Here is a 24,161-nt window from a genome sequence, read left to right as displayed (position 1 = left end):
ATTGTCCATGACGAAGCGTTACAGCGCCCTCCTCGCCGCCCTGTTTGCCGGCCTGATGCTCAGCCAGGCCCCCGCCCATGCCGACGGTCTGGATGACGTGGTCAAACGCGGCACCTTGAAAGTCGCGGTGCCTCAGGACTTCCCGCCGTTCGGCTCGGTCGGCCCGGACATGAAGCCGCGCGGCCTCGATATCGATACGGCGAAACTGCTGGCCGAGCAGCTCAAGGTCAAACTCGAACTGACCCCGGTCAACAGCACTAACCGCATTCCGTTCCTCACCACCGGTAAGGTCGATCTGGTGATTTCCAGCCTCGGCAAGAATCCCGAGCGCGAGAAGGTCATCGATTTCTCCCGCGCCTACGCGCCGTTCTACCTCGCCGTGTTCGGCCCGCCGGACGCAGCCGTCAGCACCCTCGACGACCTGAAGGGCAAGACCATCAGCGTCACCCGTGGCGCCATCGAAGACATCGAGCTGACCAAGGTCGCTCCCGAAGGCGTGACCATCAAGCGCTTCGAAGACAACAACTCGACCATCGCCGCCTACCTCGCAGGCCAGGTCGACCTGATCGCCAGCGGCAACGTGGTGATGGTCGCGATCAGCGAAAAGAACCCGAAACGCGTCCCCGCGCTGAAAGTGAAGCTCAAGGATTCGCCGGTCTACGTCGGCGTGAACAAGAACGAGCCGGCACTGCTGGGCAAGGTCAACGAGATCCTGGCCACCGCCAAGGCTGACGGCGCGCTGGAAAAGAACGCGCAGACCTGGCTCAAAGAGCCGCTGCCGGCCGACCTCTGACCGGCGACGCGGGAGACTTTCATGGCCTATCAGTTCGATTTCTTGCCGGTGGTGGAAAACACCGACCTGCTGCTGCGCGGGGCGTTGTTTACCCTTGAGCTGACGGCCATTGGTGCGTTGCTCGGGGTCGGCGTGGGCATCATCGGGGCGTTGGTGCGGGCGTGGGAGATCCGCCCGTTCTCGACGATCTTCGGCGTTTATGTGGAGTTGATTCGCAACACGCCATTTCTGGTGCAACTGTTCTTCATCTTCTTCGGCCTGCCGTCCCTTGGCGTGCAGATTTCCGAGTGGCAGGCGGCGGTGCTGGCGATGGTGATCAACCTCGGCGCGTACTCGACCGAGATCATCCGCGCCGGCATCCAGGCGATACCGCGCGGGCAGTTGGAAGCTGCGGCGGCATTGGCGATGAGCCGCTTCGAAGCGTTCCGCCACGTGGTGCTGCTGCCGGCGCTGGGCAAGGTCTGGCCGGCACTGAGCAGCCAGATCATCATCGTCATGCTCGGTTCGGCGGTGTGTTCGCAGATCGCCACCGAGGAGTTGAGCTTCGCCGCCAACTTCATTCAGTCGCGCAACTTCCGCGCCTTTGAAACCTACGCCCTGACCACCCTCATTTATCTGTGCATGGCGCTGCTGATCCGTCAGCTGTTGAACTGGCTCGGCCGGCGTTACCTGTCGAAAAGCAGTGCAAGGAGCAGCCAATGAGCGACTTCACGTTCTGGGACATCCTGCGCAACCTGCTCACCGGCCTGCAATGGACGCTGGCGCTGTCGCTGGTGGCGTTCATCGGTGGCGGGATCGTCGGGTTGCTGATCCTGATCATGCGCATCTCGAAAAACCCGCTGCCCAGCAGCATCGCCCGCACCTGGATCGAACTGTTCCAGGGCACCCCGCTGTTGATGCAGCTGTTTCTGGTGTTCTTCGGCGTGGCGCTGGCCGGGGTGGAGATTTCGACGTGGATGGCAGCGGCGATTGCCCTGACGCTGTTCACCAGCGCCTACCTGGCGGAGATCTGGCGCGGCTGCGTCGAGGCGATTCCCAATGGTCAGTGGGAAGCTTCGTCGAGTCTGGCGTTGAATCCGCTGGAGCAACTGCGCTACGTGATCCTGCCGCAAGCGCTGCGGATTGCCGTGGCGCCGACCGTGGGTTTCTCGGTGCAAGTGGTCAAGGGCACCGCCGTGACCTCGATCATCGGCTTCACCGAACTGACCAAGACCGGCGGCATGCTCGCCAACGCCACTTTCGAACCGTTCATGGTCTACGGCCTCGTTGCCTTGGGCTACTTCCTGCTCTGCTACCCCTTGTCCCTCAGTGCGCGCTATCTGGAAAGGAGACTGCATGCCTCTGCTTAGAATTTCCGCCCTGCATAAATACTACGGCGATCACCACGTGCTCAAAGGCATCGACCTGAGCGTCGAGGAAGGCCAGGTGGTGGCGATCATCGGCCGCAGCGGCTCGGGCAAGTCCACCCTGCTACGCACCCTCAACGGTCTGGAGTCGATCAACGACGGCGTGATCGAAGTCGACGGCGAATACCTCGACGCCGCCCGCGCCGATCTGCGCAGCCTGCGGCAGAAAGTCGGGATGGTGTTTCAACAGTTCAACCTTTTCCCGCACCTGACGGTGGGCGAAAACGTGATGCTCGCGCCACAGGTGGTGCAGAAAGTGCCCAAGGCCAAGGCGCAAGAACTGGCGCGGCAGATGCTCGAGCGCGTCGGTCTGGGCGAGAAATTCGATGCGTTCCCGGAACGCCTCTCGGGCGGCCAGCAGCAACGGGTGGCGATTGCCCGTGCGCTGGCGATGTCGCCCAAGGTGCTGCTGTGCGACGAGATCACCTCGGCGCTGGACCCGGAGCTGGTCAACGAAGTGCTCAGCGTGGTCCGCCAGCTTGCGAAAGAAGGCATGACATTGATCATGGTCACCCACGAAATGCGCTTCGCCCGCGAGGTTGGGGACAAGCTGGTGTTCATGCACCAAGGCAAGGTTCACGAGGTGGGGGATCCGAAAGTGCTGTTTGCCGATCCGCAGACTCCGGAGCTGGCGAATTTTATTGGCAGCGTCGAAGCGACAGCCTGAAGGATTTTCAGAGACTTTTCTGGCCTCATCGCGGGCGAGCCCGCTCCCACAGGGTTCTCTAGCGGGATACGGTTTTGTGTTCGACACAAAACCTGTGGGAGCGGGCTTGCCCGCGAATGGCCGCGCCGCGGTCTTGAGACTTTATGCGCTGAATCAAGGGTTTGAACCATGCGCGTTGGCGGCAGCGTTTGATCGTGGCACGATGTCGGGGTTATCGACCGAGACCCCCACACCATGCCGCAATCCCAAGCCAAGAATCTGTCCCTGATCGCCGCGATCGACCTGGGCTCCAACAGCTTCCATATGGTCGTGGCCAAGGCCCAGAACGGCGAAATCCGTATTCTCGAACGGCTCGGTGAAAAGGTTCAGCTGGCCGCCGGCATCGACGATGAGCGTCAGCTCAACGAAGAATCCATGCAGCGCGGCCTCGACTGTCTCAAGCGCTTTGCTCAACTGATCAACGGCATGCCACTGGGCGCCGTGCGGATCGTCGGCACCAACGCCCTGCGCGAGGCGCGCAACCGTGGCGAATTCATCCGCCGCGCCGAAGAAATCCTCGGCCATCCGGTGGAAGTCATCTCCGGCCGTGAAGAGGCCCGCCTGATCTACCTTGGCGTGTCCCACACCCTCGCCGACACCCCGGGCAAACGCCTGGTCGCCGACATCGGCGGCGGCAGTACCGAATTCATCATCGGCCAGCGTTTCGAACCGCTGCTGCGCGAAAGCCTGCAAATGGGCTGCGTGAGTTTCACCCAGCGCTATTTCAAGGACGGCAAGATTACCCCGGCCCGCTACGCTCAGGCGTACACGGCGGCGCGGCTGGAAATCATGAGCATCGAACACGCCCTGCATCGCCTGACCTGGGATGAGGCCATCGGCTCCTCGGGCACCATCCGCGCCATCGGCCTGGCGCTGAAGGCCGGCGGTCATGGCACCGGCGAAGTGAATGCCGAAGGTCTCGCGTGGCTCAAGCGCCGCCTGTTCAAGCTCGGCGATGTCGACAAGATCGATTTTGAAGGCATCAAACCTGACCGTCGCGCGATCTTCCCGGCGGGTCTGGCGATTCTCGAAGCGATCTTCGACGCCCTCGAACTGCAACGCATGGATCACTGCGAAGGCGCGCTGCGTGAAGGCGTGCTGTATGACCTGCTGGGTCGCCATCACCACGAAGACGTGCGCGAACGCACCCTGACCTCGCTGATGGAGCGCTACCACGTCGACCTCGAACAGGCCGCGCGCGTCGAGCGCAAAGCCTTGCACGCGTTTGATCAAGTGGCCGTGGACTGGGAGCTGGACGACGGCATCTGGCGCGAACTGCTGGGCTGGGCGGCGAAAGTGCACGAAGTCGGGCTCGACATCGCTCACTATCACTACCATAAACACGGCGCTTACCTGATCGAGCACTCGGACCTCGCCGGGTTCTCCCGCGAAGATCAGCAAATGCTCGCCCTGCTGGTGCGTGGCCACCGCCGCAACATCCCCAAGGACAAGTTTGCCGAGTTCGGCGACGACGGCGACAAGCTGATCCGCCTGTGCGTGCTGCTGCGTTTCGCCATCCTGTTCCACCACATCCGTGGTACCCAGGCGATGCCGCAAGTGGCGTTGCATGCCAACGGCAACAACCTCGACGTGGAATTCCCGGAGAACTGGCTGGATGAGAATCAGCTGACTCAGGCGGATTTCGGGCTTGAGGCGGAGTGGCTGACGCGGGTGGGGGTTGTTCTGACCGTGCATTGAGTAACGGGCAGGCACAAAAAAGGCGATCCGGATGGATCGCCTTTTTTATGGCGTTGAAACCTGCGGTCAGCTGCTCACCGGCAGAATCGGGCTGCCCAACCGCTCCAGCAGCGTCGCCTGCGCACTGCGCGGGTTCTGGTTGCCGGTCGGCGTGTTGCGGATGTAGCGGCCGTCCGATTGCAGGCTCCAGCTGTGGGTGTTGTCGGTCAGATACAGCTCCAGCTCTTTCTTGACCCGGGTCAGCAGCTTCTTGCCTTCCACCGGGAAGCAGGTCTCGACGCGCTTGTCGAGGTTGCGCTCCATCCAGTCGGCGCTGGACAGGAACATCTGCTCCTCGCCACCGTTGAGGAAGTAGAACACCCGGGTGTGCTCGAGGAAGCGACCGATGATCGAGCGCACGTGAATGTTGTGCGAAACCCCGGCGATGCCCGGACGCAGGCAGCACATGCCGCGCACCACCAGATCGATGCGCACGCCGGACTGGCTGGCCTTGTACAGCGCGCGGATGATCTTCGGATCGGTCAGCGAGTTGAACTTGGCGATGATGTGCGCCGGCTTGCCGTCGAGTGCGAATTGCGTCTCGCGCAGGATCATGTCGAGCATGCCCTTCTTCAGGGTGAACGGCGCATGCAGCAGCTTCTTCATGCGCAACGTTTTACCCATGCCGATCAACTGGCTGAACAGTTTGCCGACGTCTTCGCACAAAGCGTCGTCGGAAGTCAGCAGGCTGTAGTCGGTGTAAAGACGGGCGTTGCCGGCGTGGTAGTTACCGGTGCCGAGGTGCGCGTAACGCACGATCTCGCCGGCCTCGCGGCGCAGGATCAGCATCATCTTGGCGTGGGTCTTGAAGCCGACCACGCCGTAGATCACCACCGCACCGGCCGCTTGCAGACGGCTGGCCAGCTGCAGGTTGGATTCTTCGTCGAAGCGCGCACGCAGCTCGATGACCGCCGTCACTTCCTTGCCGTTACGCGCGGCGTCCACCAGCGCATCGACGATTTCCGAGTTGGCGCCGGAACGGTACAGGGTCTGGCGCACGGCCAGAACGTGCGGGTCTTTCGCGGCCTGGCGCAGCAGGTCGACCACCGGGGTGAACGACTCGAACGGGTGCAGCAGCAGGATGTCCTGCTTGCTGATCACGCTGAAAATGTTTTCGCTGTTTTGCAGCAGTTTCGGAATCTGCGGCGTGAATGGCGTGTATTGCAGCTCCGGATGGCTGTCCAGACCGGTGATGCTGAACAGACGCGTCAGGTTCACCGGGCCGTTGACCTGATACAGCTCGGTCTCGCTCAGGTTGAACTGTTTGAGCAGGTAGTCCGACAGGTGTTTCGGACAGGTGTCGGCGACTTCCAGGCGCACGGCGTCACCGTAACGACGGGAGAACAACTCGCCACGCAGGGCGCGGGCCAGGTCTTCGACGTCTTCGGAGTCGAGCGCAAGGTCGGCGTTCCGGGTCAGACGAAACTGGTAGCAGCCCTTCACCTTCATGCCCTGGAACAGGTCATCGGCGTGGGCGTGGATCATCGACGAAAGGAACACATAGTTGTCGCCAGGGCCGCCGACTTCTTCCGGCACCTTGATGATCCGCGGCAGCAGACGCGGCGCCGGGATGATCGCCAGACCGGAGTCGCGGCCGAAGGCGTCGATACCTTCGAGCTCGACGATGAAGTTCAGGCTCTTGTTCACCAGCAACGGGAACGGGTGCGTCGGATCGAGGCCGATCGGAGTGATGATCGGCGCGATCTCGTCGCGGAAATAGCGGCGCACCCAGGTCTTGAGCTTGGTCGTCCAGTTGCGACGACGGATGAAGCGCACCTGATGCTTTTCCAGCTCCGGCAGCAGGATGTCGTTGAGGATTGCGTACTGACGGTCTACGTGACCGTGCACCAGCTCGCTGATGCGGGCCAGGGCCTGATGCGGTTGCAGGCCGTCGGCGCCGGCCTGTTCACGGGCGAAGGTGATTTGTTTCTTGAGGCCAGCGACGCGGATTTCGAAGAATTCGTCGAGGTTGCTGGAGAAGATCAGCAGGAACTTCAGCCGCTCCAGCAACGGGTAGGACTCGTCCAGCGCCTGTTCCAGCACGCGGATGTTGAACTGCAGTTGCGACAACTCACGGTGGATGTACAGGCTGCTGTCATCCAGGCCGGGAATCGCGATCGCCGGAACCGCCGTGGCAGGCTCGGTTGCCGGCGCGGGTGGCGCAGGCTCCAGTTCCGGCGGGGTTTCGGTAATCTGCTCGACCACGGGTTGAGCTTCTTTTACGGCAACTTCAGTGAGTCCTTCGGTATTCATCGAATGTTCCTGGGAGGGCTATTTCTGCTCTCGTAACAATTGAGCGGCGCGGACAGCAAAGTAAGTCAGGATGCCATCAGCGCCGGCACGTTTAAAGGCGGTCAGGGATTCGAGGATCACGCCTTCGCTCAACCAGCCATTCTGGATCGCCGCCATGTGCATGGCGTATTCGCCGCTAACCTGATAGACGAAGGTCGGCACTTTGAAGGCATCTTTTACCCGGAACAAAATGTCCAGATACGGCATGCCGGGTTTGACCATGACCATGTCCGCGCCCTCAGACAAGTCCGCGCCCACTTCGTGCAGCGCTTCGTCGCTGTTGGCCGGATCCATCTGATAGGAGGCCTTGTTCGCCTTGCCCAGGTTCGCGGCCGAACCCACGGCATCGCGGAACGGGCCGTAATAGGCGCTGGCGTACTTGGCCGAGTAGGCCATGATCCGCACGTTGACGTGCCCGGCCAGCTCCAAAGCTTCGCGGATCGCCTGAATGCGGCCGTCCATCATGTCCGACGGGGCAACCACCTGGGCGCCGGCAGCGGCGTGAGACAAGGCTTGCTTGACCAGTGCATCGACGGTGATGTCGTTCTGCACGTAGCCTTCTTCATCGAGAATGCCGTCCTGACCGTGAGTGGTGAACGGGTCGAGGGCGACGTCGGTGATCACGCCCAGCTCGGGGAATCGGTCACGCAGGGCACGGGTGGCGCGCTGGGCGATGCCTTCGGGATTCCAGGCTTCGGCGGCATCGAGGGATTTGAGTTCAGGTGGCGTGACCGGGAACAGCGCCAGCGCCGGAATTCCCAGTTCGACCCATTTGGCGGCTTCTTCAAGCAGCAGGTCGATGGTCAGGCGCTCGACACCCGGCATCGAGGCCACGGCTTCGCGGCGGTTTTCACCGTCGAGCACGAACACCGGCAGGATCAGGTCATCGACCGTCAACACATTCTCACGCACCAGCCGCCGGGAAAAATCATCACGGCGATTACGACGCAGGCGGGTGGCAGGGAACAGACGGTTGGCTGGGGTAAAGCTCACGGCAGACTCCTGAGCCCGCGCAAACGGGCGAGCGTGACAGTTATAGACGGCCATTATGACGAACAGATGACAGTTGTGTGAGACCTGTGACGTGTAGCCGCATTCCATTCTCAGCGTAGGAAATGTTCACGTCGAGACACATTTCGACACTTTCCTGAATGTGTCCGAAGGGTTAGGCTGCGCGTTCATTTCGCCAGCACCCAGACAATGCTCCAACAATTTCTGCATGACTTCGGCTACTTTGCCCTGTTTCTCGGGACGTTTTTCGAAGGCGAAACCATCCTGGTGCTCGCGGGCTTCCTCGCGTTCCGTGAATACATGGACATCAAACTGGTGGTGGTCGTGGCGTTCTTCGGCAGCTATGCCGGCGATCAGCTGTGGTACTTCCTGGGCCGCAAACACGGGCGCAAATTGCTGGCGCGCAAACCGCGCTGGCAGATGATGGGCGACCGCGCGCTGGAACACATCCGCAAGCACCCGGACATCTGGGTTCTGAGCTTTCGCTTCGTGTACGGCCTGCGCACGGTGATGCCGGTGGCGATCGGCCTGTCGGGCTATCCGCCGGGACGTTATCTGCTGCTCAACGGTATCGGCGCTGCGATCTGGGCCACCGCCCTGGCCGCTGCCGCCTACCACTTCGGCGCCGTGCTCGAAGGCATGCTCGGCAGCATCAAGAAGTATGAGTTGTGGGTACTGGGCGCGCTGCTGGTGCTTGGCCTGGGCCTGTGGCTGCGCCGCCGGTTCAAGAATGCCCGGCTGGCGAAAAAGGTCTACGAAGAAGAACAGGCCGAGCAATTGGCCAAGGCCGAACGGCACAAAGCCGAAATGGCCAAGACCGCCGACCCTAAGACGCCAGCCGAGTAAGTCGCTGGCGGCAGCAATACAGCCCGATGCCGCTGAGCAGGCTGTAACTGAGCAGGCCGACCCACATTCCCGGGCTGGCCGGCCAGAGTCCGACCAGCGGCGCCAGCCACACCAGCGGCAGATTCGATGCCAGCCGCAGCACTTCCAGCCTCCCCGCCCACGGGCGATTCTCAAGGGCCACGCCCAACACGAACAAACCGAAGGCCACCGCGCCCCAGCCGAGCAGCAATGCTCCGGTGGGCAGGCTGTGTTCCAGATTCATCAGATAACTGCCCAGCGCGACATAGACGCCGAACTGCAACCCCACGTACCACTGCTGACGGCAGTCCAGCGGCACCTCGAACTTGCGGAACTGACTCAGGTCCGGCTTGCTCATCGGGTACTTCGCCGCGACGTCCGCCGGACGCCAGCCGGTGCGCATGAACCAGATCCGGATCTTGTCCCACGTACGCTCGGCCCGGCGCGCGTCGCCCCACAGCTGCGCGTAGAACTGCAGGTTGGCCCATAACGGATTCCAGCTCGCCAGCGGCGTGGTCACGCCGAAAATCACCGGTTCGTTGTCATCCTCTTCCTGAAACGAGCCGAACAGACGGTCCCAAATAATGAACACCCCGCCGTAGTTGCGATCCATGTAGAGAGCGTTCTGTGCATGGTGGGCCCGATGATTGGATGGCGTGACGAAGCACCACTCGAACCAGCCGAGCTTGGGAATGTGCCGGGTGTGGACCCAGAACTGATACAGCAGATTCAGCGCCGCAACGCTGACAAACACCAGCAGCGGCACCCCGAGCACGGCCATCGGCAGGTAGAAGATCCAGCTCAGCAGGAACCCGGTGCTGGTCTGGCGCAAGGCCGTGGAAAGGTTGTAGTCCTCGCTCTGGTGATGCACCGAATGCGCGGCCCAGAGGATGTTGCGTTCATGGCCCATGCGATGCAGCCAGTAATAGCAGAAGTCATAGAAGACAAAGGCAAACACCCAGACCCAGACGCTGTCCGCAGGCAACCTGACCAGCGCCAGATGCTCCAGGGCAAACGCATAGGTCACCAGGCCCACGCCCTTGGTCAACAGGCCGGTGGTGGTCGACAACACCCCGGTGCTGATGCTGCTCACCGCATCGGCCAGGCGATAGTTGCTCACCCCGCGCCAGCGGTCGGCGATGAGCTCCACCGCAATCAACACGAAGAAAAACGGTACCGCATACAGGATGAAGTTCATGAGGCGCCCTGGTCGGAATCTGTAGCACAGATCCTAGGTGTAGCCGCGGCTTGATCCTATGGCAACGAACGACAAATTAGAGGACATTTAGCGCCATGAATCTGGAGAGAAACCCATGAGCAAAAAAGTTGCAGTGATCCTGTCCGGTTGCGGCGTGTACGACGGCGCCGAGATCTACGAAAGCGTCATTACCCTGTTACGCCTTGACCAGCGCGGCGCACAGGTGCAGTGCTTCGCCCCGAACATCGCGCAATTGCATGTGATCAACCACCTGACCGGTGAAGAAATGCCCGAATCGCGCAACGTGCTGGTGGAATCGGCACGCATCGCCCGGGGTAACGTCAAGGATCTGCGTGAGGCCGATGTCGAGGACTTCGATGCGCTGATCGTGCCAGGCGGTTTCGGTGCGGCGAAGAATCTGTCGAACTTCGCCATCGAAGGCGCCGGCTGCACCGTACAGCCGGAAGTGCTGGCGCTGGCCGAAGCCTTTGCCGAAGCGGGCAAGCCTGTTGGCCTGATCTGCATCTCGCCGGCACTGGCCGCGAAGATCTACGGCCCGGGCGTGACCTGCACCATCGGCAACGATGCCGACACGGCCGCCGCCATGAACAAGATGGGCGCCACCCATGAAGACTGCGCGGTGACCGATATCGTCGAAGACAAGGCGCGCAAACTGGTGACCACCCCGGCGTACATGCTGGCGCAGTCGATCAGCGAGGCGGCTTCGGGGATCAACAAGCTGGTGGATCGGGTGCTTGAGCTGACCCACGAAAACGACGCCTGACCGGCGATAGCGATCGTTCCCAGGCTCCGCGTGGGAATGCAGCCTTGGACGCTCCGCGTCTGCCTTGCATCGGTGGTGAGGCTGGGACGCGGAGCGTCCCGAGAGGCATTCCCAGGCAGAGCTTGGGAACGATCAATCAACTCAGGATTGGCGCGCCAGCCGTGTCAGGATCCGGTCCAGCGCATTGGCGAACGCCTGCTTCTCACGGTCACCGAACGGTGCCGGGCCGCCGCTGACCTGCCCCTGCTCTCGCAGATCGGTGAACAGGTTGCGTGTCGCCAGCCGCTCACCCATGTTCTGCGCGTCGAACTCCTTGCCGCGCGGGTCCAGCGCCGCCACGCCCTTCTTCACCAGCCGGTCGGCCAGCGGGATGTCACTGCAGATCACCAGTTCACCCGGCACCGCGTGTTCCACCAGATAATCATCCGCCGCATCCGGGCCGCTCGGCACCACGATCAGCTTGACGATCGCCAGCGCCGGTTTGCTCTGCGGCTGCCCCGCCACCAGCACCACTTCGAAGCGACGCTTGAGGGCGAACTTGACCACCAGCTCCTTGGCCATCTTCGGGCAGGCGTCGGCATCGATCCATACGCGCATCATTTCAAGCCGCCATGCGGCGCTTTTCAGCCACCCAACTGCGACCGTACAGCACGATAATCGCTGCAATCGCCACGGCCTGCGCCGTCAGCGAATAGGCATCGGCATGAATGCCCAGCCAGTCGAAATCGAAGAACGCCACCGGCCGGGTGCCGAAGATCCCGGCTTCCTGCAACGCCTTCACGCCGTGGCCGGCGAATACCACCGACAACGCACAAAGCAGCGCTGCGTTGATGCTGAAGAACAGCGTCAGCGGCAGTTTCGCCGAGCCGCGCAGAATCACCCACGCCAGACCGAACAGCAGCACCAGCGCCGTCGCGCCGCCGGCGAGTACCGCGTTATGCCCGGCAGGGCCGGCCTGCAGCCAAAGGGTTTCGTAGAACAGGATCACTTCGAACAGTTCGCGGTACACCGAGAAGAACGCCAGGATCGCGAAACCGAAACGCCCGCCTCCGCCAACCAGGCTCTGCTTGATGTAATCCTGCCAGGCCGCCGCGTGCCGACGGTCGTGCATCCACACCCCGAGCCACAACACCATGACGCTGGCGAACAGCGCCGTGGCGCCTTCGAGCAGTTCACGCTGGGAACCGCTGACGTCGATCACATACGCCGCCAGTGCCCAGGTGCCGAGGCCGGCCAGCAGCGCCAGACCCCAACCGACGTTGACGCTGCGCACCGCCGATTGCTGGCCGGTGTTGCGCAGGAACGCGAGGATCGCTGCCAGCACCAGAATCGCTTCCAGACCTTCGCGCAGCAGAATCAGCAGACCGGAGATGTAGCTCAGCGACCAGCTCAGACCATCGCTGCCCAACAGGCCGGCGGATTCCTTGAGTTTGGCCTTGGCCGCGTCCAGACGCTGCTCGGCCTGCTCCACCGGCAAGCCGTCCTGCAGCGATTGCCGATAAGCCATCAGGGATTTTTCGGTGTCCTTGCGCACGTTGGCGTCGACGTTGTCCAGCGAGCTTTCGACCAGTTCGAAGCCTTCCAGATACGCCGCCACCGACAGGTCATAGGCCTGATCGTGCTCACCGGCGCGGTACGCCGCCAGGCTCTTGTCCAGCGTCGCGGCGGTGTAGTCGAGCAACTGCGCCGGGCCGCGCTTGACCTGCGGCGGCTGCGCCCGTTGTACACGGAAGATCGCGGCGGCTTCAGCGCCTTCGGCAGCCTGCACTTCGGCCGGGGTCTGGCGGGCCAGGTCGGCGATGTTGTAGGTCTTGTCGGATTTGGCCGTGGCCGGATCGGCGCTGAACTGTGCGATGTAGGTCGCCAGGTCCCAACGCTGACGGTCATCCAGTTGATCGGCGAACGCCGGCATGTCAGTGCCTTCGACGCCCTGGCCGAGGGTGCTGTAGATCGCGTACAGGCTCAGGTGATCCATCCGCGCAGCGTCGCGCAGATTGGCCGGCGCCGGCGTCATGCCGAGACCCGCCGGGCCGTCGCCGGCACCGGTGTCGCCGTGACACACCGAGCAGTTTTGCGCGTACAACGGCGCACCACGGGTCGGATCAGGGGTGATGATCGGGGCCTGGCTGACTTCATAAGCCACCGCCAGTTTCGCCCCCAGTTGCCGGGCCTGACGGGCGACGTCCGCGCCGTCCTGTTTCGCCGAGATCGCGGCGTGCAAGGCGGTGACGCCCTGTTCGAGAGCCGCTTTCTCAGGCTTGGCAGGCAGGCCGGCGATCAGCCCTTGCAGCACCTGGGTGAACTCCAGCTGCTCGCGGTATTCGCCGTCGTCGATGACCTTGCCTGCCTGTACCGTCGGCGGGTAATCGGCGCTGATGTAATCGAGCAGGTGCAGCGCTTGCGGCGCGCCTTCCACGGTGTCGGCCAGCAGATTGAAGCTGCTCAGGGCGCACAACGGGAACACCAGCCAGGCCAGAAATCGGGACGCGGCAGTCATGAATGAGTCTCAAGTGGAAATGCGAAGTTACATATTGTTCACGTCGAGCGCGTTTCCCTCAAGCTTTCTTGGCGGCCCGACGGCTTTTAGCGCAAGGGTGCACTCGCCTTGCGGTAGTGTTCGGCCATGAATTCGACGAACACCTGCACCTTCAGCGCCACATGCCGGGCGTGAGGATAGAGCGCGTAGTAATGCCGCTGACCGAGGCTGTAGTTGGGCAGGATCTGCACCAGCCGGCCACGCAACAGATCGTCCTGCACCGTGGCCCGGGTGAACGCGGCAATCCCCACACCGGCCAGCGCCGCCGCATGCAGCGAGCTGATCGAGTCCGCCTTGAACCGCCCCTGAGCCCGCACCGCTGTCGTCAGCCCGCGCGCATCGGTCAGCGACCAGTCGCCACCGCCGGCGAACGCGAGCAATTGATGTTCGGCCAGCTCACTGACCTGGCGCACCAGACCGTGTCGCGCGACGTAGGTCGGCGAGGCCACCAGCACCAGCTCGGATACCGTCAGCAGACGCGCCACCAAGGATGAATCCGCCAGCGGCCCGCAGATGCGCAGCGCGACATCGAAGCCTTCGGCGATCAGGTCGACAAAACGGTCATCGCAGGACAGATCGACCTCAACCTCCGGATATCGCTGCTGAAACGCCGGCAACCAGCACGCCAGCTCCAGCGTGCCGATCACCACCGGCGCGCTGATGCGCAAAAGCCCACTGGGTGTCTCACGGGCCTGCCCGACCGCCAGTGCGGCCTGATCGACGCGATCGAGAATGTCCACGCACGCGGCGTAATACTGCTGCCCGGCCGTGGTCAGGCTGAAGCGCCGGGTGTTGCGGTTGATCAGGCGCGTGCCGAGCTCCGCCTCCAGTTGCTGGAGCTGGCGGGAGATCGTCGAATGCGTGGTGTCGAGCCGCTCGGCGGCGGCAGTGAAGCCGCGACACTCGACGATGCAACGGAACGCGCGCATGGCCAACAGCTGATTCATCGAAGCCCTCAGTCGAGTGGCAGGCGAACGATCTGCTGCGTGGTCATGACGTCACCGAAGGTGTCTTCGATTTCGGCCAGCGCCGCGCGGTGCAGGCTGTCCTTGTCGACGGTGTCGCCGTTGACGCGGGTGATCGCCCGGGTCGCCGAAGCATCGGATGCTACCACGACCTGATAGCCCAACGGCGCAGCGTCCCGGGCACCGCCGGCAACGCAGGCGTGGGTCATCAGCCCGGCGAAAATCACGGTCTTGATGCCGGCCTGCTTGAGCTGCCGATCGAGATCGGTGCTGGCGAACACGCTGACCGTTGTCTTTTGCAGCACGTGATCCTGCGCCCTCGGCTGCATCAGCGGATGAAACTTCACGGTCTCGCCGCCCTGTGCGAACACTGGCGAACCGGCGGGCGCGACGTGCTGGACCTGGAACACTGGAATCTTCGCCTGATCGGCAAAGCGGATCAGCTCACGGGCCTTGTTCATGGCTGCGATGCCGTCGGGAATCGGCAGGCGTCCGCTGAAGTACTCGTTCTGGAAATCGATCACCACCAGCGCGGTGGTCTTCGGGTCGAGGCGTTCGATCGGCGCCGCGCCGGATATTGCACGAAGGGTTGGATGAGCATCCGGTGCAGTACTGGCCATCGCACTGCTGACCGCAGCGAGACCAAGACTGGCGAACAGGATTCTGAAAACTAAGCTGCAGCGATACGTTTGCGAGAGAGTCATGACGCGGTTCCTGTAGAGAGGCGTATAAGTCGGGCCAAGTCTAGAAATCCGCAAACGGCCTGACCACGGCAGTATTGGCACATGATCTGTGCAACTTTTGCACAGACCATGTCAAAAAATCTGCCCGGCAATTAGCCATCATCTCCCACTATAATGCGCCACTTCAGCCGCCCTTCTGTTCAAGGAAGAACCCCTCGCCATGCGCCATTGCCTGCTGTTTTCCTTGTTGTTCAGCATCGTCTTGCAGTTGAGCGGTTGCGGGGCCTACCGCAATTACGACCTGGAACTGCAACAGACCACCGATCAGTTGAAAGCGGGCGACACCAACGGTGCGCTGGCCCTGATCGAGGCGCATAACCCGGATGAAGAAAAAGACCTGCTGTATTACTTCGAGAAAGGCGCGGTACTCAGCGCTGCCGGGGAGTTGCCGCAAAGTCAGGTCGCCTGGCGCAGCGCCGAACAGATGGTGATCCAGCGTCAGGACACCATAGAAACCGCCGGCGACAAGTTGCTGTCCGCCCTGGGCAATCAATGGGGCAGCATCATCAACGACAAGATTCGTCGCTACGATGGTTACGACTATGAAAAGGTCATGCTGACCACGCAAATGGCCTTGAATCAGTTGGCCGTGAATGACTTCGACGGTGCCCGTGCGGACATCAAGAAAACCCACGAACGCGAAACAATGATCGCCCGGCAACGGGAGCTGGAATACGAGCGCATTGAAAACGCCGCCAAGGCCCAAGGCGCGCGTGTGCATTACAAGGATCTGCAAGGTTACCCGGTGGTCATGCTGGACTCGCCGGCGGTCATCGCTCTGAAGAACGGCTATCAAAGTGCGTTCAGCCACTATCTGGCCGGCTTCACTTATGAAGCCCTGGGTGAAAAGGATCTGGCCGCACCCGGTTACCGTCAGGCCATAGAACTGCGTCCTGACATGCCGTTCTTCCAACAGGCATTGCATGACCTCGACAGCCCCGGGCTCAAGGCGGGCGAAAGCGATGTGCTGATCATCGTGCAAAGCGGGCTGGCGCCGGCTCGCAGTTCGGTGCGAGTGCCGTATCCGGTGAAGCTTGAGGACGGTCAGGTGATCGTGGCCAATGTGTCGTTTCCGGTGATGGTGCCCGACACGTCCACCCCACCCTTCGATCAGATCAGCCTCGACGGTCGTCCAAAGAAGCTGATCACGGTCAACAACATTACCGACATGTCCTTGCGCACTCTGCGTGACGACATGCCCGGGATCATCCAGCGCACCACGTATCGCGCGTTCCTGGCGGCAGACGTCCAGGGCACCGACAATCGGCGCAACCCGGCCAAGGCGTCCTATGTGACCCATTACGATGGATTCGAGCACGCAGACACCCGCACCTGGCGCACCCTGCCCAACCTCACCCAGGTACTGCGCCTACGGCTGAAGAAAGGCGAGCACATGATCAATCTGCCTACCGCACCCGGTGTCGCACCGCTTAAAATCCGCATCGATCAGGATCGTCAGATCATCGGCCTGCGCGCCCTGGGCGACAGAATCTATGCCAACGGCAGCGCTTTCCAGGCCTCCACATCGCCGGAAAGCCGCGTGGTATCCGGCCTGAAATAAGTAATGGCACCTTACCAACCGGTGCAATTAAAAAGCTATTACATAGCCAGCACCGCCCGCTTATAATGCCGCGCCCGCGCTATCGCGTTGCGGCATTAAAGCTCCTCTTGTTATGAGGAATTGGCAGGAGGCCAGCGCCACTGTCGATCGGTCCCAGCAGCCCGACCCGCACCCGAGGCTGTCGCTACTCATGGAAGAAGTACCCATGGCATTCCGCGCTCCCACTCTGATCGCGCTCAGCGCTGTCACCCTGCTGTCCGGCTGTTCGGCGTTTCGCAACTACGATTCCGAACTGGCCCAGACCAACCAGCAACTGGCCACCGGCAACGTCGACGCCGCCCTGACCTTGCTCGAAAAGAACAACACCGGCCCGGACAAGGACCTGCTCTATTACTTCGAGAAGGGTGAGCTGCTGCGCGCCAAGGGCGATTTGTCCGGCAGCCAGAATGCCTGGACCAGCGCCGACCAGGTGGTGGGCAAGTGGGAAGATTCGGTCAAGCTCGACACCGACAAATACCTGGCCCAGTTCGGCAGCTTCCTGGTCAACGACAAGGTGCGCCGCTACGAAGGCTACGACTACGAAAAAGTCATGCTGACCACGCAGATGGCCCTGAACCTGCTGGCGGTCAACGATTTCGACGGCGCCCGTACCGCGATCAAGAAGACGCACGAACGTGAAGCGGTGATCGCCGACCTGCGCGACAAGGAATACCTCAAGAGCGAAGAGGAGGCCGAGAAAGAAGGCATCAAGACCGAATACAAGGACTTGCAGGGCTACCCGGTCGCCAGCCTCGACGCGCCGGAAGTGGTCGGCCTGAAAAACAGCTACCAGAGTGCGTTCAGCCATTACCTGGCCGGTTTCGTTTATGAAGCCCTGGGCGAGAAAGACCTCGCTGCGCCGGGCTATCGCAAGGCTGCCGAACTGCGCCCGAACACGCCGCTGCTGGAGCAGGCGCTGGTCAACCTCGACAAGCCGGTCAAGAGCGACGACAGCGACATCCTGATCGTGGTGCAAAGCGGTCTGGCGCCGGCCCGCGATTCGATCCGCGTGCCGCTGCCGCTGCCAATCTCCAACAACGTAGTGATCACTCCGCTGTCGTTCCCGATCATCAAACCTGACACCTCCACCGCGCCATTCGCGCAGATCGGTGTCGATGGCCAACAGGTCGACCTGACCGCGCTGAACAGCACCACCGCCATGTCCCGCCGCGCCCTGCGCGATGACATGCCGGGGATCATCCTGCGCACCACCGTGCGCGCAATCACCAAAGGTGTGGCCCAGAAGAAGATCAACGAAACCAACCCGCTGGCCGGTCTGGCGGTCGGTATTTCTTCAGCTGTGCTCGAAGGTGCCGATACCCGTACGTGGCGCACCCTGCCGGACACCACTCAAGTGGTACGTCTGCGCTTGAAGAAAGGTGAGCACCAAGTCACTCTGCCGAGCGCCGTCGGTGGCTCTCAGGTCAAGGTGACCGTCGATCAGCGTTATCAGGTGATCACCCTGCGCGCCGTCGGCAATCAGGTGTTCGCCGCAGGCCTCGCCGCCCACGTGACCCCGAGCGCTGGCGCCACCGCCGTGGCCAGCCTCAAACAACCTTAAGAACGGAGTCTTTGCATGCGCTTCAAACTCATCGCCGTCGCCGCCCTCGCCCTGTTGGCGAGCGGTTGCGCCACCCCGCCACCACCGGAGCCGGGCAGTGCCGCGAGCAAGGTCGTGGCCATGGGCCCGCAGAAACACATCGTGGTCGGCGCGATGCGCGTGGCCCGCGAAAACGGCTTCATGACCGTCAACGTGCAGTTGAGCAACACCCTCAACAGCAACAAGACGTTCTACTACCGCTTCGCCTGGCTCGGGCCGGAAGGTTTCCCGATCGCCGAAGAAGAAGTCTGGAAGAGCCAGATGATGTACGGCGCCCAGACCAGCTTCATCCAGGGCATCGCCCCGACGCCGAAAGCCGTGGATTTCCGTCTGGAACTCAAGACGCCTTAAGCCCGACACCCTATTCCCGATTCAGAGAGCATTCCCATGTTTGCACGCTTTTCCTTCATCGCCGTCCTCGCCCTGCTGGCCTCCGGTTGCGCCAACACTTCGCCGACCCTGGGCAGCAAGAACATCAGCTACGGCGACACCAAGGCCGTTGAAACCGTGACCAACGAGTTCGGTTCGACCGACCTGCAGATGATCGCCGAGTCGATGACCCGTTCCCTGGCCCAGTCCGGCATTCTGCAGGGTCGCCCTGTGGTCCAGGTCTACGACGTGAAGAACAAGACCAGCGAATACATCGACACCCGCGAAATCACCACCAGCATCAAGACCCAGCTGATGAAGTCCGGTACCGCCCGTTTCGCCAGCGACAACACCGCGATGCAGAGCCAGGTCGACCAGCTCAAACTGCAAAACCAGAGCGGCCTGTACAAGAAGAGCACCGTGGCCAAGACTGGCAACATGATCGCTGCCAAATACCGTCTTGAAGGTTCGATCAGCTCGATCGTCAAGCGCAGCAGCGACTACAAGGACGTCTTCTACAAATTCAGCCTGCAACTGATCGACGTTGAAAGCGGTCTGGCCGAGTGGATGGACGAGAAAGAGATCCGCAAAACCACGGAGCGTTAATCGATGCGCACATGGATTGGCATGATGGCCCTGGCTTGCGCGTTCAGCGTGCAAGCGGCCCCGAAAGTCGCGGTAACGGATCTGGCGTACCAGGAACGTGTGGAGCAATACATCCACATCGTTTCGTCGAAGAACAACTACCGCGAGGGCTACTACAGCTCCAGCGGTTCTTCGAGCTACGACGAATTCGAAGCCAACACCAGCTACATCGAACAGACCGAACTGCGTAAGTTCACCGGCGACATCAAGGGTGAAATCCTGCGTACCGGCATGTTCCAGCTGGTGCAGGGCACGCCGTACACAGCGTCGTCCAAGGGTGACATCTACGATGTGATCAAGCGGATCAAGGCCGGCAACTTCAAGGGTGCCGACTACGTGCTGTTCGGCACCGTGTCGGACATCGACTTCACTCAGGACATGAACGAGCTGGCGCACACCGACAGCTATTCGGCCGTGCTGGGCCTGACGCTGGTGGCCGACTTCAGCCTGATCAATACCAAGACCTACGAAATCACCTCGGCCTTCACGGCGATGGGTGAAGCGCAGGACACCAAACTGGTGAACCACCGCGACATCAAGATCTCACTCAACCGCCCGCGGGTGGTGCGTGAAGTCTCGAAGGCACTGGGCGAAGACGTGGCCGGACAACTGAGCATGCAGCTCGGTGGTGGCGGTTACGAGCAGCCGCGCGAACCGCAGCAGCGCAACAATCTGCCGCGTGATACGGCGCCAGTGATTCTTCACTGACCGACTGCCGGAAACGAAAAAGGCGACCTGAGAAGGTCGCCTTTTTTGTGCCTGTACGCTTTACACGGCGGCTTTGCGCAACGTCGCCATGAACGCCGCGGCGCCAATGAACAGTCCGGCAAACGTGCGGTTCATGCGTCGCTGCTGTGTCGGTGTGCGCAACAGGCGCAGCACCTTCGACGCCAGACCGGTGTAGCCGGCCATGACGATCAGGTCGACCGCGATCATGGTCACGCCGATCACCACGTACTGGATCAGCAGCGGCGCATGCGGATTGATGAATTGCGGCAGCACCGCGAGCATGAACACCAGCGCCTTGGGGTTGCTGATGTTCACCAGAAAGCCACGGAACACCAGAGCCAGCGGTTTGCCGATCGGGCGTACCGCTGCGTCATCGCTCATGTCCATAGGTAATGCGCGCCACTGCTTGATCGCGAGATAAACCAGGTAGGCGACACCGAACCATTTGATCGCATGGAACGCGGTGGCCGAAGCCGTGAGGATCGCGCCGACACCGGCGCCGACGATGGCAATCTGCACAGCCAGCCCGATCTGCAGGCCCAGGGCATTCCAGTAGCCGCGCCAGAAACCGTATTGCAGGCCGCTGGACATCGACGCAATGGCGCCGGCACCCGGAGAAAGACTGATCACCCAGCAGGCGGCAAAAAACGCCAGCCATGTTTGAAGCTCCATCGCACACCTCGACTTCGGACTCGTGACAATCCTCAAAGCTAATGCGGATTTGGCTGAATGACTACCGATTTTTTGCAGGATGTTGCGGCCGCCGACCAACGTGGCCGGCGCCCGATCACTTTTCGAAACCGCTGGAAGGGAAGATATCCGTGCCGCGCCAGCGTCGCACCGAACGCTGGAAGAACAGGCTGTTGGGCACTTGCACCATGGCGCTGCCGGTGCCGAGCTCTTCAGCCTCGATCAACGTGGTGTAGAGCAGATTGATCGCCACCACCCGGCCTTTGACGCCGGGCTTGTCGGTGGTGTCGACCAGTTCGACCACATCGCCAAGACGGAACGGGCCGACGGTGAAGATCAGAATCGCGCAGAGCAGGTTCGACAACACACTCCACATCGCGAAGAACGCCACCGCCGCCACCGCGACGAAGCCCGACAACGCAGTCCACAGCACTGTGGCCGAGACCCCGAGGCGTTCCAGCACGAAGATCAGCGCACTGCCCATGATCAGCCAGCGCAGACCGCCGCGCAGCGGCATCAGCAGCTGCGGCGGAAACGGATACTTCTCGCCCAGGCGGGTCAGGAATCGGGCGACGACGCGCTGGGCGAAGTAGCCGGCCAGCAGGATCAGCAGAATCTGCACGCCGAGCCAGATCGGCTCGACCCACATCGCCGGCAATGGAAGTTTGAAGGCGTCCATCAGGACAACGCCTCCAGCTCCGCCTGCATGCTTTCCAGCGTTTCCAGGGCTTCCATCCACGCTTCTTCAAGTTCGCCTTCGCGGACTTTCAGCTTGGCCTGTTCGGCCAGCAGGTCTCGCAATTCGTTCTTGCGCGCCGGCTCATAGAGGTCGCTGTCGCCAAGGCTGGCATCGACCTTGGCCAGTTTCTCGTGCAGCTTGCCGAGCTCGGCTTCGAGCTTGTCGGCTTCGCGCTTGTGCGGCGCCAGTTGCTGACGCAACGCAGCGGCAGCCTGACGCTGGGCCTTCTTGTCGGTCTTGTCCGGGTTGACCGGTGTGTTGCTGACCGGGGCATTGCGCTGACGGTATTCCACCAGCCAGCGGGCGTAGTCCTCGAGGTCGCCGTCGAACTCTTCGACCTTGCCGTCCGCGACCAGGAAGAAGTTGTCGGTGGTGCTCTTGAGCAGGTGCCGATCGTGGGAAACCACCAGCACCGCGCCGCTGAATTCCTGCAACGCCATGGTCAGCGCCAGGCGCATTTCCAGGTCGAGGTGGTTGGTCGGTTCGTCGAGCAGCAGCAGGTTCGGCCGTTCCCAGGCGATCAACGCCAGGGCCAGACGGGCCTTTTCGCCACCGGAGAAATTCAGCACCGGCTCATCGATGCGCGCGCCACGGAAGTCGAAACCACCAAGGAAATCGCGCAGGGTCTGCTCGCGCTCGGTCGGCGCCAGACGCTGCAAGTGCAGCAACGGACTGGCCTTGGCGTCCAGCGAATCAAGCTGATGCTGGGCGAAGTAACCGACCACGGTGTTCTCACCGCGAGTCAGGCGCCCGGCCAGCGGTTCGAGCTCACCGGCGAGGTTTTTGATCAGGGTCGATTTACCCGCGCCGTTGGGGCCGAGCAAGCCAATCCGCGCGCCGGGGGTCAGTTGCAGCTTGACCTTCTCCAGCACGGTTTTCTCGCCATAACCCAGACGCGCATCGGACAGGTCGATCAGCGGGCTGGAGATCTTGGTCGACTCGCGGAACACGAAGTCGAACGGCGAATCGACGTGGGCCGCCGACAGTTCTTCCATGCGCTCGAGGGCCTTGATCCGGCTCTGGGCCTGACGGGCCTTGGTGGCCTGGGCCTTGAAGCGGGCGATGTAGCTTTCCATGTGCGCACGCTGCGCCTGCTGCTTCTCGTAGGCCTGTTGCTGCTGGGCCAGACGCTCGGCACGGGCGCGTTCGAACGCGGTATAGCCGCCACGGTAGAGCGTCAGCTTGCGCTGATCGACGTGGGCCACGTGATCGACCACCTCATCGAGGAAGTCCCGGTCGTGAGAAATCAGCAGCAAGGTGCCGGGGTAACTTTTCAGCCACTCTTCGAGCCAGATGATGGCGTCGAGATCCAGGTGGTTGGTCGGTTCGTCGAGCAGCAACAGGTCTGATGGGCACATCAAAGCCTGCGCAAGGTTCAGACGCATCCGCCAGCCACCGGAGAAATCTCCTACCTGACGATCCATCTGCTCGTTGGTGAAACCGAGGCCGGCCAGCAATTTGCGCGCACGGGCGTCAGCAGTGTAACCATCGGCGCTGTCGAGTTCGGCGTGCAGGCGGGCCAGCGCGGTGCCGTCGTGGGCCTCTTCGGCTGCCGCGAGCTCACGCTGCACTTCGCGCAGGCGCAGATCGCCGTCGAGCACATAGTCGACCGCCAGGCGTTCGAGCGTGTCGACCTCTTGGCGCATGTGGGCGATACGCCAGTCGGCCGGCAACAGGCAGTCGCCCGAGTCCGGGTGCAACTCACCGCGGAGCAAGGCGAACAGGCTGGATTTGCCGGCGCCGTTGGCACCGATGAGGCCGGCTTTGTGGCCGGCGTGCAGGGTCAGCTCGGCGTCTTCTAGCAGACGTTGCGGACCACGCTGTAAAGTCAGGTTCTGAAGTCGGATCATAATGGCGGCGGAGTCTACCAGCTTCCCCCGCAACTGGCGCGAGTAGCACGATGTCCTCTGACCTGTGGAGCTTTGCCCTTGCCGTCTACGCCCGTCCCGGCGTGGAGGATGCCTGCCTGCGCCTGCAATCGGCGGGGGCCAACGTGTGCCTGATGCTGTGCGGTTTATGGCTGGAACAACGCGATGCGACCTGTGACGAGGCGCGTGCCCGGCAGTTGCTGCAACTGACAGAGCCCTGGGACCGGGAAGTGGTCCAGCCGTTACGCGCATTGCGCATGCAGTGGAAAACCCTGGCCGACACCGATCCGGTGCTCAAGGGCATGCGCGAGCAGATCAAGGGATTGGAGCTGGAGGCGGAGCGTGCGCTGCTGTCACGACTGGAAGGTGCCGCGCAAGGCTGGAAGCGTCATTCGAAGGAATCGAGTGACTGGCTGGAAGTGCTGGCCGGCCCTGCGGCCAACCTGAACCGCGACGCGCTGCAAGTGCTGCGCGTCGCGGCGACCGACACTTAGGAAGCGCTGGACGGGTTGCTGGTGACGCTCGACACCGGCGCCGACGATGGCGTGGTTGCGGTGGTCGAGGTAGTGGCGGCGGATGCCGGTGCTGCGGTCGGAGCCGGGGTTGCCGGTGCGGCAGGTTTGGCAGCAGGTGCAGTGGCCGGTTTTGCTGCAGCTGGTTTTGCTGCTGGCTTGGCGGTAGCCGGCTTGGCAGCGGCAGGTTTTTTCACTGCTGGTTTTGCAGCAGGTTTCGCGGCTGGCTTGGCGGCCGGTTTTGCAGCGGCCGCTGGCTTGGCGGCGGTCGTTGCAGGCTTCGCTGCAGCAGCCGGTTTGGCCGCTGGTTTTGCAGCGGGTTTTGCCGCAGGCTTGGCCGCTGGTTTCGCCGCCGCTTTGGCTGCAGGTTTGGC

24 protein-coding genes are annotated in these 24,161 nt (G+C 62.2%); 14 read left to right on the top strand and 10 right to left on the bottom strand.

What is annotated here, in order from left to right; all coding sequences use genetic code 11:
- Window positions 1–7: 7 nt before the first annotated feature.
- The 5 genes from EIY71_RS19525 to ppx all read left to right on the top strand — a co-directional run bounded on the left by EIY71_RS19525 (window position 8) and on the right by ppx (window position 4,603).
- Window positions 8–793: a transporter substrate-binding domain-containing protein gene (locus EIY71_RS19525; RefSeq protein WP_085689913.1), complete on the top strand. Its 786-nt coding sequence runs from the start codon at window positions 8–10 to the stop codon at window positions 791–793.
- Between the two features lie 21 nt (window positions 794–814).
- Window positions 815–1,495, top strand: coding sequence for an amino acid ABC transporter permease (locus EIY71_RS19520; protein ID WP_134022783.1), 681 nt, complete (start codon window positions 815–817; stop codon window positions 1,493–1,495).
- Window positions 1,492–2,142, top strand: a complete 651-nt coding sequence (locus EIY71_RS19515; RefSeq protein WP_134022781.1) for an amino acid ABC transporter permease — start codon at window positions 1,492–1,494, stop codon at window positions 2,140–2,142. The genes EIY71_RS19520 and EIY71_RS19515 overlap by 4 nt, the downstream gene beginning before the upstream one ends.
- Window positions 2,129–2,866 (top strand): amino acid ABC transporter ATP-binding protein, encoded by a 738-nt coding sequence (locus EIY71_RS19510; RefSeq protein ID WP_102717336.1) that lies wholly within the window; start codon window positions 2,129–2,131, stop codon window positions 2,864–2,866. The genes EIY71_RS19515 and EIY71_RS19510 overlap by 14 nt, the downstream gene beginning before the upstream one ends.
- Before the next feature lie 234 nt (window positions 2,867–3,100).
- Entirely contained in the window at window positions 3,101–4,603 is a 1,503-nt protein-coding gene (gene ppx / locus EIY71_RS19505) for an exopolyphosphatase (protein ID WP_102685840.1), read from the top strand.
- A gap of 66 nt (window positions 4,604–4,669) precedes the next feature.
- Here the strand turns inward: ppx and ppk1 are convergent, their stop codons facing one another.
- Together ppk1 and hemB are read right to left on the bottom strand one after the other, a co-directional pair.
- On the bottom strand, window positions 4,670–6,895 hold the full coding sequence (gene ppk1, locus EIY71_RS19500; protein ID WP_085746759.1) for a polyphosphate kinase 1: 2,226 nt from the start codon (window positions 6,893–6,895) through the stop codon (window positions 4,670–4,672).
- An 18-nt stretch (window positions 6,896–6,913) separates the two neighbouring features.
- On the bottom strand, window positions 6,914–7,927 hold the full coding sequence (hemB, locus tag EIY71_RS19495) for a porphobilinogen synthase (RefSeq protein ID WP_007951836.1): 1,014 nt from the start codon (window positions 7,925–7,927) through the stop codon (window positions 6,914–6,916).
- 207 nt (window positions 7,928–8,134) lie between these two features.
- Here hemB and EIY71_RS19490 point away from each other — a divergent pair, with 207 nt between their 5' ends.
- A complete protein-coding gene (locus EIY71_RS19490) occupies window positions 8,135–8,791 on the top strand; it encodes a DedA family protein (protein WP_085746760.1) in 657 nt (218 codons plus the stop codon).
- Here the strand turns inward: EIY71_RS19490 and EIY71_RS19485 are convergent.
- Window positions 8,772–10,007 carry a sterol desaturase family protein gene (locus tag EIY71_RS19485; RefSeq protein WP_085746761.1) on the bottom strand — a complete coding sequence of 412 codons (1,236 nt, stop codon included), beginning with the start codon at window positions 10,005–10,007 and terminating at the stop codon, window positions 8,772–8,774. The genes EIY71_RS19490 and EIY71_RS19485 overlap by 20 nt on opposite strands.
- A gap of 115 nt (window positions 10,008–10,122) precedes the next feature.
- Between EIY71_RS19485 and elbB the strand changes: the two genes are divergently transcribed.
- Complete coding sequence (gene elbB / locus EIY71_RS19480) at window positions 10,123–10,791, top strand: isoprenoid biosynthesis glyoxalase ElbB (RefSeq protein ID WP_085746762.1); 669 nt, start codon at window positions 10,123–10,125, stop codon at window positions 10,789–10,791.
- A 141-nt stretch (window positions 10,792–10,932) separates the two neighbouring features.
- Here elbB and EIY71_RS19475 read toward each other — a convergent pair whose 3' ends face one another.
- The 4 genes from EIY71_RS19475 to EIY71_RS19460 all read right to left on the bottom strand — a co-directional run bounded on the left by EIY71_RS19475 (window position 10,933) and on the right by EIY71_RS19460 (window position 14,996).
- Window positions 10,933–11,388 (bottom strand): YaiI/YqxD family protein, encoded by a 456-nt coding sequence (locus EIY71_RS19475; RefSeq protein WP_085746828.1) that lies wholly within the window; start codon window positions 11,386–11,388, stop codon window positions 10,933–10,935.
- Window positions 11,389–11,392: 4 nt separating this feature from the next.
- Entirely contained in the window at window positions 11,393–13,288 is a 1,896-nt protein-coding gene (locus EIY71_RS19470; RefSeq protein WP_134022779.1) for an FTR1 family protein, read from the bottom strand.
- A gap of 86 nt (window positions 13,289–13,374) precedes the next feature.
- Window positions 13,375–14,274 (bottom strand): LysR family transcriptional regulator, encoded by a 900-nt coding sequence (locus EIY71_RS19465; RefSeq protein WP_085746764.1) that lies wholly within the window; start codon window positions 14,272–14,274, stop codon window positions 13,375–13,377.
- Window positions 14,275–14,282: 8 nt separating this feature from the next.
- A complete protein-coding gene (locus tag EIY71_RS19460) occupies window positions 14,283–14,996 on the bottom strand; it encodes a cysteine hydrolase family protein (RefSeq protein ID WP_256661100.1) in 714 nt (237 codons plus the stop codon).
- A gap of 199 nt (window positions 14,997–15,195) precedes the next feature.
- Between EIY71_RS19460 and EIY71_RS19455 the strand changes: the two genes are divergently transcribed.
- The 5 genes from EIY71_RS19455 (at window position 15,196) to EIY71_RS19435 (ending at window position 19,957) form a co-directional block, all read left to right on the top strand.
- Complete coding sequence (locus tag EIY71_RS19455) at window positions 15,196–16,596, top strand: COG3014 family protein (RefSeq protein ID WP_085746765.1); 1,401 nt, start codon at window positions 15,196–15,198, stop codon at window positions 16,594–16,596.
- A 205-nt stretch (window positions 16,597–16,801) separates the two neighbouring features.
- Entirely contained in the window at window positions 16,802–18,196 is a 1,395-nt protein-coding gene (locus EIY71_RS19450) for a COG3014 family protein (RefSeq protein WP_007951845.1), read from the top strand.
- A 15-nt stretch (window positions 18,197–18,211) separates the two neighbouring features.
- Window positions 18,212–18,586: a YcfL family protein gene (locus EIY71_RS19445; protein ID WP_011336502.1), complete on the top strand. Its 375-nt coding sequence runs from the start codon at window positions 18,212–18,214 to the stop codon at window positions 18,584–18,586.
- 36 nt (window positions 18,587–18,622) lie between these two features.
- Window positions 18,623–19,210: a penicillin-binding protein activator LpoB gene (gene lpoB / locus EIY71_RS19440; protein WP_007951848.1), complete on the top strand. Its 588-nt coding sequence runs from the start codon at window positions 18,623–18,625 to the stop codon at window positions 19,208–19,210.
- A 3-nt stretch (window positions 19,211–19,213) separates the two neighbouring features.
- Window positions 19,214–19,957 (top strand): penicillin-binding protein activator LpoB, encoded by a 744-nt coding sequence (locus EIY71_RS19435; protein WP_102685846.1) that lies wholly within the window; start codon window positions 19,214–19,216, stop codon window positions 19,955–19,957.
- Window positions 19,958–20,017: 60 nt separating this feature from the next.
- Here EIY71_RS19435 and EIY71_RS19430 read toward each other — a convergent pair whose 3' ends face one another.
- The 3 genes from EIY71_RS19430 to EIY71_RS19420 all read right to left on the bottom strand — a co-directional run bounded on the left by EIY71_RS19430 (window position 20,018) and on the right by EIY71_RS19420 (window position 23,257).
- Window positions 20,018–20,650 (bottom strand): LysE family transporter, encoded by a 633-nt coding sequence (locus tag EIY71_RS19430; RefSeq protein ID WP_102685847.1) that lies wholly within the window; start codon window positions 20,648–20,650, stop codon window positions 20,018–20,020.
- Between the two features lie 115 nt (window positions 20,651–20,765).
- Window positions 20,766–21,347 carry a mechanosensitive ion channel family protein gene (locus tag EIY71_RS19425; protein WP_007951853.1) on the bottom strand — a complete coding sequence of 194 codons (582 nt, stop codon included), beginning with the start codon at window positions 21,345–21,347 and terminating at the stop codon, window positions 20,766–20,768.
- Window positions 21,347–23,257, bottom strand: coding sequence for an ATP-binding cassette domain-containing protein (locus tag EIY71_RS19420; RefSeq protein WP_129973021.1), 1,911 nt, complete (start codon window positions 23,255–23,257; stop codon window positions 21,347–21,349). The genes EIY71_RS19425 and EIY71_RS19420 overlap by 1 nt, the downstream gene beginning before the upstream one ends.
- Before the next feature lie 50 nt (window positions 23,258–23,307).
- Here EIY71_RS19420 and EIY71_RS19415 point away from each other — a divergent pair, with 50 nt between their 5' ends.
- Window positions 23,308–23,769 (top strand): TIGR02444 family protein, encoded by a 462-nt coding sequence (locus tag EIY71_RS19415; RefSeq protein WP_134022777.1) that lies wholly within the window; start codon window positions 23,308–23,310, stop codon window positions 23,767–23,769.
- 21 nt (window positions 23,770–23,790) lie between these two features.
- The coding region (locus EIY71_RS19410; RefSeq protein WP_178083787.1) for a hypothetical protein at window positions 23,791–24,161 on the top strand (371 nt) is incomplete at its 3' end.

It is taken from the genome of Pseudomonas sp. CH235 (assembly GCF_004368175.1).
Lineage (GTDB): Bacteria > Pseudomonadota > Gammaproteobacteria > Pseudomonadales > Pseudomonadaceae > Aquipseudomonas > Aquipseudomonas paraglycinae.
Note: the sequence above shows the minus strand (reverse complement) of the source record. Positions and strands in the feature narration are given on the sequence as shown.

Coding starts and splice junctions, on each gene's coding strand:
- EIY71_RS19460 (WP_256661100.1), bottom strand. CDS start 14,996: ATGACTCTCTCGCAAACGTATCGCTGCAGCTTAGTTTTCAGAATCCTG.
- lpoB (WP_007951848.1), top strand. CDS start 18,623: ATGTTTGCACGCTTTTCCTTCATCGCCGTCCTCGCCCTGCTGGCCTCC.
- EIY71_RS19430 (WP_102685847.1), bottom strand. CDS start 20,650: ATGGAGCTTCAAACATGGCTGGCGTTTTTTGCCGCCTGCTGGGTGATC.
- elbB (WP_085746762.1), top strand. CDS start 10,123: ATGAGCAAAAAAGTTGCAGTGATCCTGTCCGGTTGCGGCGTGTACGAC.
- EIY71_RS19520 (WP_134022783.1), top strand. CDS start 815: ATGGCCTATCAGTTCGATTTCTTGCCGGTGGTGGAAAACACCGACCTG.
- EIY71_RS19470 (WP_134022779.1), bottom strand. CDS start 13,288: ATGACTGCCGCGTCCCGATTTCTGGCCTGGCTGGTGTTCCCGTTGTGC.
- EIY71_RS19515 (WP_134022781.1), top strand. CDS start 1,492: ATGAGCGACTTCACGTTCTGGGACATCCTGCGCAACCTGCTCACCGGC.
- EIY71_RS19415 (WP_134022777.1), top strand. CDS start 23,308: ATGTCCTCTGACCTGTGGAGCTTTGCCCTTGCCGTCTACGCCCGTCCC.
- EIY71_RS19510 (WP_102717336.1), top strand. CDS start 2,129: ATGCCTCTGCTTAGAATTTCCGCCCTGCATAAATACTACGGCGATCAC.
- EIY71_RS19450 (WP_007951845.1), top strand. CDS start 16,802: ATGGCATTCCGCGCTCCCACTCTGATCGCGCTCAGCGCTGTCACCCTG.
- EIY71_RS19435 (WP_102685846.1), top strand. CDS start 19,214: ATGCGCACATGGATTGGCATGATGGCCCTGGCTTGCGCGTTCAGCGTG.
- EIY71_RS19420 (WP_129973021.1), bottom strand. CDS start 23,257: ATGATCCGACTTCAGAACCTGACTTTACAGCGTGGTCCGCAACGTCTG.
- EIY71_RS19475 (WP_085746828.1), bottom strand. CDS start 11,388: ATGCGCGTATGGATCGATGCCGACGCCTGCCCGAAGATGGCCAAGGAG.
- ppk1 (WP_085746759.1), bottom strand. CDS start 6,895: ATGAATACCGAAGGACTCACTGAAGTTGCCGTAAAAGAAGCTCAACCC.
- EIY71_RS19490 (WP_085746760.1), top strand. CDS start 8,135: ATGCTCCAACAATTTCTGCATGACTTCGGCTACTTTGCCCTGTTTCTC.
- EIY71_RS19445 (WP_011336502.1), top strand. CDS start 18,212: ATGCGCTTCAAACTCATCGCCGTCGCCGCCCTCGCCCTGTTGGCGAGC.
- EIY71_RS19525 (WP_085689913.1), top strand. CDS start 8: ATGACGAAGCGTTACAGCGCCCTCCTCGCCGCCCTGTTTGCCGGCCTG.
- EIY71_RS19485 (WP_085746761.1), bottom strand. CDS start 10,007: ATGAACTTCATCCTGTATGCGGTACCGTTTTTCTTCGTGTTGATTGCG.
- EIY71_RS19425 (WP_007951853.1), bottom strand. CDS start 21,347: ATGGACGCCTTCAAACTTCCATTGCCGGCGATGTGGGTCGAGCCGATC.
- EIY71_RS19465 (WP_085746764.1), bottom strand. CDS start 14,274: ATGAATCAGCTGTTGGCCATGCGCGCGTTCCGTTGCATCGTCGAGTGT.
- EIY71_RS19455 (WP_085746765.1), top strand. CDS start 15,196: ATGCGCCATTGCCTGCTGTTTTCCTTGTTGTTCAGCATCGTCTTGCAG.
- ppx (WP_102685840.1), top strand. CDS start 3,101: ATGCCGCAATCCCAAGCCAAGAATCTGTCCCTGATCGCCGCGATCGAC.